Source organism: Pseudomonas sp. Pse79 (assembly GCF_024519615.1).
In the GTDB taxonomy this organism is placed as follows: domain Bacteria; phylum Pseudomonadota; class Gammaproteobacteria; order Pseudomonadales; family Pseudomonadaceae; genus Aquipseudomonas; species Aquipseudomonas veronii.
In genome coordinates this window covers 1-14,024 of the sequence record NZ_JALJRR010000005.1, presented here as the reverse complement: position 1 = coordinate 14,024, position 14,024 = coordinate 1, and the positions used below count along the sequence as shown (strand labels likewise).

Annotated in this window: 13 protein-coding genes and 1 pseudogene; 5 read left to right on the top strand and 9 right to left on the bottom strand. The window is 63.2% G+C overall.

Features of this window, described 5'->3' with window-relative positions:
• The first annotated feature begins 137 nt into the window (after positions 1-137).
• Positions 138-356 carry a hypothetical protein gene (locus NR164_RS08415; protein WP_046383925.1) on the top strand — a complete coding sequence of 73 codons (219 nt, stop codon included), beginning with the start codon at positions 138-140 and terminating at the stop codon, positions 354-356.
• Positions 357-409: 53 nt separating this feature from the next.
• Here NR164_RS08415 and NR164_RS08410 read toward each other — a convergent pair.
• The 9 genes and pseudogenes from NR164_RS08410 to NR164_RS08370 form a co-directional block, all read right to left on the bottom strand.
• Positions 410-520: pseudogene (locus NR164_RS08410) on the bottom strand (flavin reductase); the annotation flags it as partial.
• A gap of 143 nt (positions 521-663) precedes the next feature.
• Positions 664-1,149: a flavin reductase family protein gene (locus NR164_RS08405; protein WP_057005908.1), complete on the bottom strand. Its 486-nt coding sequence runs from the start codon at positions 1,147-1,149 to the stop codon at positions 664-666.
• 480 nt (positions 1,150-1,629) lie between these two features.
• A complete protein-coding gene (locus NR164_RS08400) occupies positions 1,630-2,202 on the bottom strand; it encodes a sarcosine oxidase subunit gamma (protein WP_079443519.1) in 573 nt (190 codons plus the stop codon).
• Between the two features lie 3 nt (positions 2,203-2,205).
• Complete coding sequence (locus tag NR164_RS08395; RefSeq protein ID WP_256822606.1) at positions 2,206-5,103, bottom strand: 2Fe-2S iron-sulfur cluster-binding protein; 2,898 nt, start codon at positions 5,101-5,103, stop codon at positions 2,206-2,208.
• Positions 5,100-5,399, bottom strand: a complete 300-nt coding sequence (locus NR164_RS08390; RefSeq protein ID WP_057005905.1) for a sarcosine oxidase subunit delta — start codon at positions 5,397-5,399, stop codon at positions 5,100-5,102. The genes NR164_RS08395 and NR164_RS08390 overlap by 4 nt, the downstream gene beginning before the upstream one ends.
• 13 nt (positions 5,400-5,412) lie before the next feature.
• Positions 5,413-6,654, bottom strand: coding sequence for an FAD-dependent oxidoreductase (locus tag NR164_RS08385; protein WP_046383920.1), 1,242 nt, complete (start codon positions 6,652-6,654; stop codon positions 5,413-5,415).
• The gene (folD, locus tag NR164_RS08380; RefSeq protein WP_079443521.1) at positions 6,636-7,541 is read right to left on the bottom strand and encodes a bifunctional methylenetetrahydrofolate dehydrogenase/methenyltetrahydrofolate cyclohydrolase FolD; all 906 of its coding nucleotides are present in this window, start codon (positions 7,539-7,541) and stop codon (positions 6,636-6,638) included. Before folD ends, NR164_RS08385 begins: the two co-directional genes overlap by 19 nt.
• Positions 7,538-8,404, bottom strand: coding sequence for a formyltetrahydrofolate deformylase (gene purU / locus NR164_RS08375; protein ID WP_256822605.1), 867 nt, complete (start codon positions 8,402-8,404; stop codon positions 7,538-7,540). The genes folD and purU overlap by 4 nt, the downstream gene beginning before the upstream one ends.
• 342 nt (positions 8,405-8,746) lie before the next feature.
• Positions 8,747-9,346: a helix-turn-helix domain-containing protein gene (locus tag NR164_RS08370; RefSeq protein ID WP_046383917.1), complete on the bottom strand. Its 600-nt coding sequence runs from the start codon at positions 9,344-9,346 to the stop codon at positions 8,747-8,749.
• Positions 9,347-9,628: 282 nt separating this feature from the next.
• Here NR164_RS08370 and glnT point away from each other — a divergent pair, with 282 nt between their 5' ends.
• The 4 genes from glnT to NR164_RS08350 are packed head-to-tail and all read left to right on the top strand — an operon-like array spanning position 9,629 to position 13,915.
• The gene (gene glnT, locus NR164_RS08365; RefSeq protein ID WP_057005902.1) at positions 9,629-10,963 is read left to right on the top strand and encodes a type III glutamate--ammonia ligase; all 1,335 of its coding nucleotides are present in this window, start codon (positions 9,629-9,631) and stop codon (positions 10,961-10,963) included.
• 22 nt (positions 10,964-10,985) lie between these two features.
• A complete protein-coding gene (locus tag NR164_RS08360; RefSeq protein WP_046383915.1) occupies positions 10,986-11,891 on the top strand; it encodes a glutamine amidotransferase family protein in 906 nt (301 codons plus the stop codon).
• Between the two features lie 11 nt (positions 11,892-11,902).
• Entirely contained in the window at positions 11,903-12,577 is a 675-nt protein-coding gene (locus NR164_RS08355) for a protein glxC (RefSeq protein ID WP_046383914.1), read from the top strand.
• 15 nt (positions 12,578-12,592) lie between these two features.
• A complete protein-coding gene (locus NR164_RS08350) occupies positions 12,593-13,915 on the top strand; it encodes an FMN-binding glutamate synthase family protein (protein WP_201022139.1) in 1,323 nt (440 codons plus the stop codon).
• Positions 13,916-14,024: the final 109 nt, after the last annotated feature.

Sequence of the window (14,024 nt, the reverse complement as noted above, 5' to 3'; positions counted from 1 at the left end):
GTGCTCTCGCCGTTGTAACGCTTGCCGGGGATAACGGCTGTTCGGCGGATTGATTGTTGGTATACCATAATATGGAATATCCACAAAACTTTTCTCTCCAACGATTACACCCCCACCTCACAAGGAAGGCGAGCCCGATGAACATAAAACAAAAACTGATCCTGGCCTTTGCGGTGATTGCCAGCCTACCGGTGATTCTGGTGGCTGTGCTGATCATCCTCAACGTGCATGAGGTTCTTCACCGAGCCGACCATGATCGCGTGGTCTCACGCCACTGGGAGGGGCTGACACCCCGCAATCAAACTGTGGGAGGGGGCTTGCCCCCGATGGCGGAGGAACAGCCAGCTTATCTGTAGCTGACCCACCGCTATCGGGGGCAAGCCCCCTCCCACAAAGTTTTGTGTGTGACTTAAGCCGGCATGGGCAATGCGCCCATCTTGCCGTGGCAATACACCAGTGGCGCGGCGTTCTGCCGGGGCACGATGAGGTTCTTCACCGAGCCGACCATGATCGCGTGGTCTCACGCCACTGGGAGGGGCTGACACCCCGCAATCAAACTGTGGGAGGGGGCTTGCCCCCGATGGCGGAGGAACAGCCAGCTTATCTGTAGCTGACCCACCGCCATCGGGGGCAAGCCCCCTCCCACAAAGTTTTGTGTGTGGCTTAAGCCGGCATGGGCAATGCGCCCATCTTGCCGTGGCAATACACCAGTGGCGCGGCGTTCTGCTGGGGCACGATGAGGTTCTTCACCGAGCCGACCATGATCGCGTGGTCGCCGCCTTCGTACTCGCGCCACAGCTCGCATTCGATCACCGCCGTGGCATTCGCCAGGATCGGATTGCCCCGCTCGCTGAGCGTCCATTCGAGGCCTTGGGCCTTGTCTTTGCCCTTGCGCGCAAAGGCATACGCTTCGGTTTGCTGGCCGCCGGAGAGCACATGGATGGCAAAGCGTTTGTTCTTGATCAACACCGGGTATGAGTCGGAGCTGTAGTTGGGGCAGAACAGCACCAGCGCCGGGTCCATCGACAACGAACTGAAAGCACTGGCGGTCAGCCCGACGATTTGCCCGTCGTCATCGAGCGTGGTGATCACGGTGACCCCAGACGGAAACGAACCCATCACTTGTTTGTAGATAGCGGCATCGATCATGGGACGGTCCTCGGCGGTGGAGCGGTTTTTATAGGTTTGTAGGTATTATGGTATACCGTAATATAAGGCATGCAACTGCTTTTTCAAGCGCCCGATGAACGTCAATTCTTGGTCTTGTAACCAATAAATACTGGGGTAAAGGCGATAGATAGCTATTGGCCATGCGGCACATTAGCCGATCAGATTAGCGCCAGAGCTACGGATCAGTCGTGTGAAAAACTGGGGGGCGTGTGGCGCTGTCGAGCGTGATCCTCATCGGTTGCTGCCTGGCGACGCGTCAGCACACGCAGGCGGTCAGGGCGGGGCGGTTGGGGTATACCGACTGAACAGGTTTTTCTGGCGAGAGCGCGGCGTTGACCCTGGCTTACCGCGTCATCGTTAACGACCCTCGCGGGCAAGCTCCGCTCCTACGGCTACGGGGTCATCTGTAGGAGCGAGCTTGCTCGCGAAAACCCCGAGAGCGCCGCGTTGACCCTGGTTTTACGCGCGATCGGCAAGCCCCACCCCGCCAAACTCCTCCAACGCATCCCGCAACGCGCCGTCGAAGTAGTCCTTCGAGGCGCGGTCCCAGAGGATATGGAACGCCGGCGCGTCCACGCTTCCCGAGTGGATGACGATCACATTGATCCGCGCCGCCGCCGTCTGCGCCACCGCTCCCGGCTTGAAGGCCGGAAAACTGAGATCGACGCCGCACAGCTTGGCCATCACCTGGGCAATCACCGTGCCGCTGAGCAGCACGCAAGCATGACTGTCCTGGCGCGGCAGCAGGTAGTGGGCGCGGTGGTCGAGTTCCCAGCGCGCTTCTTCATCGGCGATGCGCTGGCCTTGATCCGCCGGGCTGCCCAGCAGCAGGTATTCGTTCTGTGACAGGCGCGCCACCCAGCTGCCGTCCGCCTGCGCGGTCGCTCGGTTGGGCGCGTCGGGCAGGGTGAAACCGCGGGCCGTGAGGTACTCGGCGCTGTGTGCGCCGCGAAAGCCGACCCGGGGCAGGTCGGTCTGGTCGATCAGGCGGCAGGGCGGCGTGAGCAATTCGTGGGCTTTCAGACTGGTCATGGCTTAACCCTCCTGGCGTTGGTTGGTGGGGTCGAAGAACGGTAGCTGCACCACTTCGGCCTGGACGACGATGCCGCCTTCGACGCGAATCGGAATGCATTGCCCCGGTGTGCTCTGGTCGATCCCGGCGTAGGCCAGGCCGATGATCCGGCCCAGGCTGGCGGAGTATTCACACGAGGTGACGTTGCCGCTGATGTCCGGGCCGTTGAGCACCAGGTGGCCTTCCAGCGGCTGCACGCTGCCCTTGGGCAAGCTGAAGCCGACCAGTTTGCGTTTCAGCGGCTGGGCTTCGAGGATGTCCACCGAGCGGCGGCCGACGAAGAACGGTTTGTTGCGACTGACCGCCCAGCCCATGTCGATTTCCGCCGGGTGGGTCATGCCATCGGTGTCCTGGCTGATGATCACGTGGCCTTTTTCCAGGCGCAGCAGGCGCTGGGTTTCGACGCCGAAGGGACGAATGTCGAAGGCTTTGCCGGCGGCCATCAACGCATCCCACAATGCCAGGCCATGACGTGCGGCAACGTGGATTTCATAACCCAGTTCGCCGACGAAACCGACCCGCAGCAGCCGCGCCTTGATCCCGGCCACCGTGCCCTGGCGCACGCCCAGGTAAGGGAAACCCTCGGCGCTCAGGTCGAGGTCGCTGCACAGCTGTTCCAGCACCTTGCGCGAATCCGGCCCGGCCACGTTCACCGCACAGATCGCGGCGGTGACGTTGGCCACATCCACGTCCAGGCGCCATTGCGCGTTCCACTTGAGCATCTGCTGGTAGATGCGGTCGACGCCGCTGGTGGTGGCGGTGACGTAGAAGTGCTTGTCGGCCAGCCGCGCGCACACGCCGTCGTCGATCACCACCCCGTGTTCATTGGTCATCAGCGCATAACGCGAACGGCCCACCGGCTGCTTGAGAAACGCGAAGGTGTACATCCGGTTGAGCAGTTCGGCGGCATCCGGGCCGCGCACGTCCAGGCCGCCGAGGGTGGACACATCGATCAGCCCGACCTTGTTGCGCACATGCAGGGCTTCGGCCTGCATGCACGCGTCGCGGTCCTCGGCCTTGCCGTAATAGGCCGGGCGCTGCCAGATGCCGGCGGGCATCATCTTCGCCCCGGCCTGCAGGTGCCGCGCATGCATCGGCGTTTGCCGGTAGGGGTCGAAGGCGCGCCCGGCGACGTGGGCGAGTTTCTCCGCCACGAACGGCGGCCGTGCGGTGGTGACCCCGGTTTCGCTGATATTGCGCTGGGTCGCCCAGGCCACCAGGCGCGCGGTCGGCAACGCCGAGTGGCGGCCCTGGGACGGGCCCATGCCGACGGTGGAGTAGCGTTTCACCAACTGCACATCGCGGTAGCCGATGCGGGTGGCGTTGACGATATCCGCCACTTGCAGGTCTTCGTCGAAGTCGACGAAATCCTTGCCCTTGGGGTGCGGGAAGATCGGCCAGTTGAAGTTGACCTGGGCTTCGCTACGCAGCGGGGTACGCGCTGCGGCAGGGCTCAAGCCGAGGGCGAGGGCGATGTCGTGGGCGGCGTTGCTCGCGTCCGCCAGCACATTGTCCAGTTGGTGCCGACCGTGGACCGAACCGGCCACATTCAGGTTCTGCGGCAGGCCGCTGAGGCTGAACTCTGCACGCGAGTCCTCATAGGCCAATTTGCCGCCGGCCTGGCACAGCAGTTGGTACACCGGCATATAGCCGGCCGACATGCACAGCAGGTCGCAGTCGATCACCTGCCCCTTGTCGCTGACCTGGCCCTGAGCGGTGATCTGGCGCACATCGACACCCTTCACATGGCGCAGGCCTTTTTCATGCAAGGCCTCGAACACCGTGCTGTTAGTCAGGCAACGGATCTTGCGCTGCGCCAGCGCGCCGGCCAGGGCCTGGTCGGCGGGGGCGTGGCGCAGGTCGATCAGGGCGGCGACGTCCACGCCCTGGTCATGCAGGTCGAGGGCAGCGAGGTAACCGTCATCGTTGCCGGTGAGCACCACCGCGCGTTTGCCGGGCTTGACGGCGTAGAGCTTGATCAGGCGTTGCGCGGCGCTGGTCAGCATCACCCCCGGCAGGTCGTTGTTGCGAAAGATCACCGGCTGGTCGAACGAGCCGCTGCACACCAGGCACTGCTGCGCGCGCACCTTGTACAGGCGCTTGCCCTGGATCACCGGCAGGTAGTTGTCGGTGAACCAGGCGTTGCAGGTGGCCTCGGTGAGCACCTGGATATTCGCGTGTTGCTGCACCGCGCTGAGCAATTCGCGGCGCAGGTTGTCGGCGCGGGTGCCGGCGATATCGAAACGCGCATAAGTGAGCGAACCGCCGAGGATCGGCTGCTGCTCGATCAGCAGCACCTTCGCCCCGGCATTCGCGGCGGTCAGCGCCGCCTGCAAGCCGGCGGGGCCGGCGCCGATGACGGCGAGGTCGGTGAACAGGTAGGCCTTGTCGTAGTACTCGGGCTGGAAGTTCAGGTCGAGCACGCCCAGGCCGGCTTTTTTACGGATGATCGGCTCCCACACTTTCCACATGCCCTTGGGCTTGTAGAACGAGCGGTAGTAGAAACCCACCGGCATGAATTTGGAGAACTTGCCCATATAGGCATCGCGGTCGTGGTCCAGCGTGCCGTTGACGTTCTGCGCGGTCACCGCCAGGCCGTTGCTCAGTGCGTGGGCATCGGCCAGCACGTTGGGTTCCTGGGGCAATTGCACCAGGCTGTTGGCGTCCTGGCCGGCCATGCTCAGCGGCCCGCGTGGGCGGTGGTATTTGAACGAGCGCGACATCAGAAAGCGCCCGTTGGCGAGCAGGGCGCTGGCGATGCTGTCGCCCTGCAGGCCCTGGTAGGGGTGGCCGTCGAAACTGAAATCGAGTGGCTGATCGCGTTGGATCAGCAGGCCCATGGGGGCGGGGAGGCGGTTCATCCGGCGATCTCCTGGGGGGTGTTGAAGTCGACGCGGTGGGTGAACAGTTCCTTGGGATCGAAGGTGCGCAGGATCTCGTCGGTGACGGTGTGGCGCTCGGCGAGGAACCAGTAGCTGGACGGCGTGTGCATCCACCATTCACGCACTACACCGGCGAGGTTGTCGGTGTTGAACACGTAGTCGGCCCATTCGGCGTCGCTGCAGTTGACCGGATCGGGCATGGGCTTGAACTCGCCGCCGTAGGTGAACTCGCTGATATTGCGCGGCCCGTTGAGCGGGCACATCATGATTTTCATAGTCCGCTCTCCATCAGTGACTGGCCGCCGTGGCGCCCATCTCATTGACTTGCTGGAAGGTCGAGAAACGTTCGAGGCCAAAGGGTTTGATCAGCTCCGGCACCTTGCCGCCGCTGGCGACCAACTCGGCCATGGTCTTGCCGCAGATCGGCGTGGCCTTGAAACCCCAGGTGCCCCAACCGGCGTCGAGGTAGTAATTCTTCACCGGCGACAGGCCCATGATCGGGCTGTAGTCCGGGGTCATGTCTGTGATCCCGGCCCACTGGCGCATCAACTTGGCGTTGGCCAGGAACGGGAACATCTCGATGGCATGGGCCAGCAGGCTTTCCTTGAGGTCCAGGGTCGAGCGTGTGTTGAACAGCGGGTAGGGGTCGGAACCGCCGCCGAACACCACTTCGCCGCGACTGGTTTGCTGCACGTAGCAGTGCAGGGCCGAGGAGCTCACCAGCGGGTCGAGGAACGGCTTGAACGGCTGGGTGACCATGGCCTGCAGCGGGAAGGTCTGGATCGGCGAGCGGATGCCGGCCTTGGCCATCAACAGTGAGCTGTGCCCGGCAATCGCCTGCACCGCGCAGCCGCACCGGATGGTGCCGCGATTGGTTTTCACCGCGGTGATGGCGCCGTTTTCAATGATCAGGTCTTGCACTTCGGTGAGCTGATGGATTTCCACGCCGCGCTTGGCCGCCTGCTTGGCGTAGCCCCAGGCCACGGCATCGTGGCGCGCGGTGGCGCCGTCGATGTGCCAGAGCCCGGCGAGCACCGGCAGGTGGCCGGGGTCGAGGTTGAGGCTGGGCACCAGTTCGCGGATCTGCTGGCGGTCGATCATCTCGGTGCGCCCGCCGAAGTGCTTGTTGACCTCGGCGCGCTGGCGGAACGAACGCACGGTGGCGTCCGTGTGGGCCAGGGTCAGTTGGCCACGCTCGGAATACATGATGTTGAAATCGAATTCGTTGGACAGCGCCTGGAACATCTTCACTGACTCGGCGTAGAAGCGCACCCCTTCGCTGGTCAGGTAGTTGGAGCGGATCACCGCTGTGTTACGCGCGGTGTTGCCGCCGCCCAGATAGGACTTTTCCAGCACGGCAATGTTGCTGATGCCGTGGTACTTGGCCAGGTAGTAGGCGGTCGCCAGGCCGTGGCCGCCGGCGCCGATGATCACCACGTCGTAACTCGACTTGAGTTCTTTGGGCGGCGGCAGATCCACCTCCACCGGGTACTCCGAACTCAGCCCGTATTTCAATAGATTGAATGGCATACGGCCTCCGATTGGCTGCGTAGGGCGTGATGTTGCGCAAGGGCGGCGGTCACGGTGTTTTTCATCAGGAAGGCAATGGTCATCGGGCCGACACCGCCGGGGACCGGGGTGATGGCGGCGACGTGGGGCAGGGCGGCGTCGAAGTCGACATCGCCCACCAGGCGGCTGCGGCCGTCGTCATCGATACGGTTGATGCCGACGTCGATCACCACCGCGCCGGGCTTGAGCCAGCTGGCATCGATCAAGCGTGGGCGGCCCACGGCGGCGATCACGATGTCGGCCTGGCGGCACAGGGCCTGGGCGTTGTGGCTGCGCGAATGCAGCACCGTCACCGAGCAATCGGCCTTGAGCAGCAGCGCCGCCATGGGCTTGCCGACGATGTTCGAGCGGCCGACCACCACCGCGTGTTTACCGCGCAGGTCGCCACAGGTTTGCTCCAGCAGGTACAGGCAACCGCTGGGAGTGCAGGGCGTGAGCACGGCGCGCCCCTGGCTGAGGCCGCCGACGTTCTGGCTGTGGAAACCGTCCACGTCTTTCTGCGGCGCGATGGCTTCCAGGGCGCGCAGTTCGTCCATCTGCTTGGGCAGCGGCAATTGCAGGAGAATGCCGTGGATCGCCGGGTCGGCATTCAACTGGGCGATCAGGATCAACAGTTGTTCGGTGCTGGTGTCGCTGGGCAGCCGATGCTCCACGGAGCGGATGCCCACTTCTTCGGCGCGCAGGATCTTGTTGCGCACATACACCTGGCTGGCGGCGTCGTTGCCCACCAGGATCACCGCCAGGGCCGGTTGAATGGCTTGCTCGTGCAGGCGCGCCACGTCTTCGCGCACTTGCAGCAGTACCCGTGCGGCGGCGGCTTTGCCGTCGATCAGTTTGGGCGCGCTCACCGGAACACCACCGTTCTGTCCTGGTTGAGGAACACCCGATGCTCCAGGTGGTACTTGACCGCCTTGGACAGGGCCACGGTTTCGGTGTCGCGGCCGATGGCGACGAGGTCGTCGGGCTTGTACACGTGGTCCACGCGCTGCACTTCCTGCTCGATGATCGGGCCCTCATCCAGGTCGCTGGTCACATAATGCGCGGTGGCGCCGATCAACTTCACGCCACGCTGATAGGCCTGGTGATAGGGCTTGGCACCTTTGAAACCGGGCAGGAACGAATGGTGGATATTGATCGCGCGCCCCGACAGTTGCCGGCACAGGTCGTCGGAGAGGATCTGCATGTAGCGCGCCAACACCACCAGTTCGGTGCGGGTGTCGTCGACGATCTTCATCAGCTCGGCTTCCTGCGCGGCCTTGGTGTCCTTGGTCACGGGCAGGTAGATAAAGCGGATGCCCTCGCGCTCGGCCATGGGCCGCAGGTCGAGGTGGTTGGAGACGATGGCGGTGATGGTCATGTCCATCTCGCCCTTGTGGTAGCGGTAGAGCAGGTCGGTGAGGCAGTGGTCGAACTTGCTCACCATCAGCAGCACGCGCATCGGCTCGCGGGTGTCGTACAGCGCCCACTGCATGTCGAAGGCCTGGGCGACGTCGGCGAAACCGGCGCGGATCTGTTCCAGGTCGCCGTCATGCCCATCGTTGAAACGGAACACGGCACGCATGAAGAAGCGACCGCTGAAGTCATCATCGAACTGCGCCATCTCCCCGATGTAGCACGCGTTGTCCGCCAGGTACGTGGTGACGGCAGCGACAATGCCGGACACCGCGGGACAAGTGACCTTGATGATGAAATGGTTTTTTTCGTGTTGCATGACACGTCCTCGGGATGATGGCGGCAGCTCATCGCATAGCGAAAAAACGTCAGAGGACAGCAGGCTCATTCCGTGAGCGCATTTTCTTGTGAGGAATAAAATATTCCTGAAGTGGCTTTATAGGGGAATGGGCGCAGGGCGTCTAGGGGTTTTGGGAAAGTTTTTTAACTGAGGGGAATTTTTATCGGGGAGGACGGCGTCGAACGCGGTCAAAAATGTGGGAGGGGGCTTGCCCCCGATGAGGGGGGTCAGTGAAAGATGCATTCACTGACACTCCCTCATCGGGGGCAAGCCCCCTCCCACAATTGGATCTCTGTGCTTCAGGTGTATCGCGAGTCCGGATTATTCTTTGTCGTTGCCGTAATTCATGATCGACAGCAGGCGAATCGGCACCCGCACCAATTCTTCCGGCCCATGGGGAATTTCGCCCTCGAACGTCAGGCTGTCGCCGGCTTCCATCCGATACAGCTGATTCCCATGCCGATAAATCAGCTCCCCTTCCAACAAGTGCAGAAACTCGGTCCCAGGGTGGGCAAAGGTCGGGAACTCCTCGCTGGCGTCATCCATGCTGACCATGTACGCCTCGAAGCTCTTCTTCGGCCCCCGGGTATGGTTGAGCAGATGGTAGGTATGCCCCTTTTCCGTCCCCCGGCGCACCACTTCCATGCCTTGGTCGGCCTTGACCAGCAAGGCACTGCCGTCCTGTTGATCGTATTCGGCGAACAATTTCGACAACGGCAGCCCAAGCACATCGCACAGGCGGCTGAGGGTGTCGAGGCTGGTGGAGACCTGGGCGTTTTCGATCTTGCTCAACATGCCCTGGCTGATATCGGCAATCTTCGCCACGTCGGACAGCTTCAGGTCCTGGGCCTGGCGCTGGCGTTTGATCTGCAAACCCAGGTATTGCTCCAGCTTGAGGCGGGGGGCGGTTTCGGTGGACATAGTCATCAGATCCTGCACGCTTTCCGTTCAGTAATATTAGTTTCGCACTAGGAAAGTGCAAGCAGCGGCGCTTGGCGGCCGTGCCCAGGCACGTATTCCCACGGGGAAAACAATTTTCCCATATATACAGCACAAAAGCGCTTTCACCGGCACTTCAATCGGCCGCTCGCGAATCTGGCAAGGGTATTGCATTCCTGTGGAGAAACTAACTTTCTTTTTAGGAATAAAAAGACAGTCCAGGCCCACCCACACGGTTTTGCCTTTCGCGAGGAGTGACACGCAATGTTGCCAGCAGAAACCCAGCGCATCATCGACAAGTACGGCATCAAGTACGTGCTTGCGCAGTTTGTGGATATACACGGTGCGGCCAAGACCAAGTCGGTGCCGATTTGCGGGCTCAAGACGGTGGCCGAAGAGGGCGCCGGGTTTGCCGGGTTTGCCATCAGCGGCATGGGCATGGAACCCCACGGCCCGGACTTCATGGCGCGGGGTGACCTGTCCACGCTGACCCCGGTGCCCTGGCAGCCGGGTTACGGGCGCGTGGTGTGCGTCGGGCATGTCGACGGCAAGCCCCATCCCTTTGATAGCCGCTACGTGCTGCAGCAGCAGGTGCAGCGCCTGCAGGACAAGGGCTGGACGCTGAACACCGGCCTGGAACCCGAATTCAACCTGATGCGCCGCGACGAGCAGGGCAAGCTGCAACTGGTCGACCCCAGCGACAACCTCGACAAGCCCTGCTACGACTACAAGGGCCTGTCGCGCTCGCGGGTATTCCTGGAACGCCTGACCGAAGCCTTGCAGGCGGTGGATTTCGAGGTCTATCAGATCGACCACGAAGACGCCAACGGCCAGTTCGAGATCAACTACACCTACAGCGACGCCCTGACCTCGGCCGACCGTTTCACCTTCTTCCGCATGGCCGCCGGCGAGATCGCCAATGACCTGGGCATGATCTGTTCCTTCATGCCCAAGCCCGACCCGAAACGCGCCGGCAACGGCATGCACTTTCACCTGTCGATCAGCAGCGCCGAGAACAAGAACCTGTTCCACGACGCCAGCGACCCGAGCGGCATGGGCCTGTCGAAGCTGGCCTATCACTTCGCCGCCGGCCTGCTCGCCCATGGCCCGGCGCTGTGTGCGTTCGCCGCGCCCACCGTCAACTCCTACAAGCGCCTGGTGGTGGGCCACTCGCTGTCCGGCGCCACCTGGGCCCCGGCGTTTATCGCGTTTGGCGCCAACAACCGTTCGGCCATGGTGCGCGTGCCTTACGGCCGCCTGGAGTTCCGCCTGCCGGATGCCGGCTGCAACCCTTACCTGGTCAGCGCCGCGATCATCGCGGCGGGCCTGGACGGTATCGATCGCCAGCTGGAAATCGACCACGTCTGCAATGAAAACCTCTACAGCCTGAGCCTGGAACAGATTGCCGAGCGCGGCATCAAGACCTTGCCGCAATCCCTCAAGGAAGCCTGCGACGCGCTGGAAGCCGACCCGCTGTTCGCCGAGGTGCTCGGCCCGCAGATCGTGGGTGAGTTCATCAAACTCAAGCGCATGGAGTGGGTGGAATACAGCCGCCATGTGAGCGACTGGGAAGTCCAGCGCTATACCGAATTTTTCTGACACCGTGTGACGGAGACTTGATATGTGTGGAATCGTAGGTCTGTACCTGAAAAACCCCCGGCTGGAACCCCAGCTCGGCCAGCTGTTTGAACCGATGTTGCAGGCTATGACCGACCGTGGCCCGGACAGTGCGGGCTTTGCCATCTACGGTGATGAAGTCGCTGACGGCTGGGTCAAGCTGACCCTGCAAGCAACCACCGAGGCCTTCGACTGGAAAGCCCTGATGGGCGAGCTGGAAGGGCGGCTGGGCTGTTCGCTGGACTGGTTTCAGAACGCCAGCGCCGCCGTGTTGAAGGTCCACGCCGACGAAGCCCCGGTGCGCCTGGCCCTGGCCGAACTGGCGCCGAGCGTGCGCGTCATGAGCGCCGGGCAGAGCATCGAGATCCTCAAGGGCATGGGCCTGCCCCAGGAGATTTCCCAGCGCTTCGGCCTGGCGAGCATGCAGGGCAGCCACATCATCGGCCACACCCGCATGGCCACCGAAAGCGCGGTGACCATGGAAGGCAGCCACCCGTTTTCCACCGGTGCCGACCTGTGCCTGGTGCATAACGGTTCGCTGTCGAACCACTTCCGCCTGCGCCAGGAACTCAAGCGCGAAGGCATCCATTTCGAAACCGACAACGACACCGAAGTCGCCGCCGGCTACCTGACCTGGCGCCTGCAACAGGGCGACTCGCTCAAAGACGCGCTGGACCACGCCCTGGAAGACCTCGACGGCTTCTTCACCTTCGCCATCGGCACGCGCAACGGTTTTGCGGTGATCCGCGATCCGATCGCGTGCAAGCCGGCGATCCTCGCCGAGACCGACGACTACGTCGCCATGGCCTCCGAGTACCAGGCGCTGTCGAGCCTGCCAGGCATCGAGAATGCCCGCATCTGGGAGCCCGCACCGGCCACTTTGTACATCTGGGAACGCCAGTCAGCTTAAGGAGCGCACACATGAAAACCATCGACCTTTCCACCGCGACCGTGCGTGACCTCAACCAGGCGCTGCACGCCCAGGCCATCGACAACGAGTGGCGCGTCACCCACTCCAACGGCAAGCACAACCTTGCGGTGGGGGTGAATCAGGCGGTGTCCATCGATATCGAAGGCCACGCCGGCTACTACTGCGCGGGCATGAACCAACAGGCGTCGATCACCGTACACGGCAACGTCGGCGTGGGCTGCGCCGAGAACATGATGTCTGGTTCTGTGCGCGTCAAAGGCAGCGCGTCCCAGGCGGCCGGGGCCACGGCCCATGGCGGCTTGCTGGTGATCGAAGGCGACGCGGGGGCACGTTGCGGGATTTCCATGAAAGGCATCGACATCGTGGTCGGCGGCAGCATCGGCCACATGAGCTGCTTCATGGGCCAGGCCGGGCGTCTGGTCGTCTGCGGCGATGCCGGCGATGCGCTGGGCGATTCGCTGTACGAGACCCACATCTACGTGAAGGGCACGGTCGAGTCGCTGGGCTCCGATTGCGTCGAAAAAGAGATGCGCAGCGAGCACCTGCAAGAGCTGCAGGAGCTGCTCGATCGCGCCGGTTTCGCCCACCGCGCGGCGGATTTCAAGCGCTACGGCTCGGCCCGCCAGCTGTACAACTTCAAAGTCGACAACGCCTCCGCGTACTGAACCAGGAGCTACACCATGAGTGAAAAAAACCCTCCAGTGTTGCGCGAGTCGGCCACCTTCGACCGCCTGACCATCCAGGAAATCCAGCGTGCCGCCGAAACCGGCATCTACGACATTCGCGGCGGCGGTACCAAGCGCAAGTTGCCGCACTTCGATGACTTGCTGCTGCTGGGCGCCAGCGTGTCGCGTTACCCGCTGGAAGGCTATCGCGAGAAGTGCGGCACCGATGTGATCCTCGGCAACCGCTTCGCCAAGAAGCCGATCCACCTGAAGATCCCGGTGACCATCGCCGGCATGAGTTTCGGTGCGTTGTCGGCCAACGCCAAGGAAGCCCTGGGCCGTGGCGCGAGCATCGCCGGCACCAGCACCACCACCGGTGACGGCGGCATGACCCCGGAAGAGCGCGGCCAGTCGCGGCACCTGGTGTACCAGTACCTGCCGTCGCGCTACGGCATGAACCCCGATGACCTGCGCAAGGCCGACGCCATCGAGATCGTCCTCGGCCAGGGCGCCAAGCCCGGCGGTGGCGGCATGTTGCTGGGCATGAAGGTCACCGAACGCGTGGCCGGCATGCGTACCTTGCCGATCGGCGTGGACCAGCGCAGCGCCTGCCGCCACCCGGACTGGACCGGTCCGGACGACTTGGCGATCAAGATTGCCGAGTTGCGCGAAATCACCGATTGGGAAAAACCGATCTACGTGAAAATCGGCGCCAGCCGGCCGTATTACGACGTGAAGCTGGCGGTCAAGGCCGGTGCCGATGTGATCGTGCTCGACGGCATGCAGGGTGGCACTGCGGCGACCCAGGAAGTGTTTATCGAACACGTCGGCATCCCGATTTTGTCGGCGATCCCGCAAGCGGTACAGGCTTTGCAAGAGATGGGCATGCACCGCAAGGTCCAGTTGATTGTGTCGGGCGGGATTCGCAACGGCGCCGATGTGGCCAAGGCCATGGCGATGGGCGCGGATGCGGTGGCCATCGGCACGGCGGCGTTGATTGCCCTGGGCGACAACCACCCACGGCTGGACGCGGAACTGAAAAAGATCGGCTCGGCCGCCGGCTTCTACGACGACTGGCAGAACGGCCGCGACCCGGCCGGCATCACCACCCAGGACCCGGAGCTGTCGAAACGCCTGGACCCGGTGGAAGGCGGGCGTCGTTTGGCCAACTACCTGCGGGTGATGGTGTTGGAGGCCCAGACTATGGCCCGTGCGTGCGGCAAGTCGCACCTGCACAACCTCGACCCCGAGGACCTGGTGGCGCTGACGGTGGAGTCGGCCGCCATGGCCCGGGTGCCGTTGGCGGGGACCCGTTGGATACCGGGTTCCGGTTACTGAGTGACGAGCCGGCTTGCCGGCTGCTACGGCGTTCCACCCCTGTAGGAGCGAGCCTGCTCGCGAAGGTCGTTAACGATAACGCGGGCATCCTGGATGACCGCGTTGCCTG

Coding starts and splice junctions, on each gene's coding strand:
- NR164_RS08370 (WP_046383917.1), bottom strand. CDS start 9,346: ATGTCCACCGAAACCGCCCCCCGCCTCAAGCTGGAGCAATACCTGGGT.
- purU (WP_256822605.1), bottom strand. CDS start 8,404: ATGCAACACGAAAAAAACCATTTCATCATCAAGGTCACTTGTCCCGCG.
- NR164_RS08360 (WP_046383915.1), top strand. CDS start 10,986: ATGTGTGGAATCGTAGGTCTGTACCTGAAAAACCCCCGGCTGGAACCC.
- NR164_RS08400 (WP_079443519.1), bottom strand. CDS start 2,202: ATGACCAGTCTGAAAGCCCACGAATTGCTCACGCCGCCCTGCCGCCTG.
- NR164_RS08350 (WP_201022139.1), top strand. CDS start 12,593: ATGAGTGAAAAAAACCCTCCAGTGTTGCGCGAGTCGGCCACCTTCGAC.
- NR164_RS08390 (WP_057005905.1), bottom strand. CDS start 5,399: ATGAAAATCATGATGTGCCCGCTCAACGGGCCGCGCAATATCAGCGAG.
- NR164_RS08395 (WP_256822606.1), bottom strand. CDS start 5,103: ATGAACCGCCTCCCCGCCCCCATGGGCCTGCTGATCCAACGCGATCAG.
- NR164_RS08385 (WP_046383920.1), bottom strand. CDS start 6,654: ATGCCATTCAATCTATTGAAATACGGGCTGAGTTCGGAGTACCCGGTG.
- NR164_RS08415 (WP_046383925.1), top strand. CDS start 138: ATGAACATAAAACAAAAACTGATCCTGGCCTTTGCGGTGATTGCCAGC.
- glnT (WP_057005902.1), top strand. CDS start 9,629: ATGTTGCCAGCAGAAACCCAGCGCATCATCGACAAGTACGGCATCAAG.
- NR164_RS08355 (WP_046383914.1), top strand. CDS start 11,903: ATGAAAACCATCGACCTTTCCACCGCGACCGTGCGTGACCTCAACCAG.
- NR164_RS08405 (WP_057005908.1), bottom strand. CDS start 1,149: ATGATCGATGCCGCTATCTACAAACAAGTGATGGGTTCGTTTCCGTCT.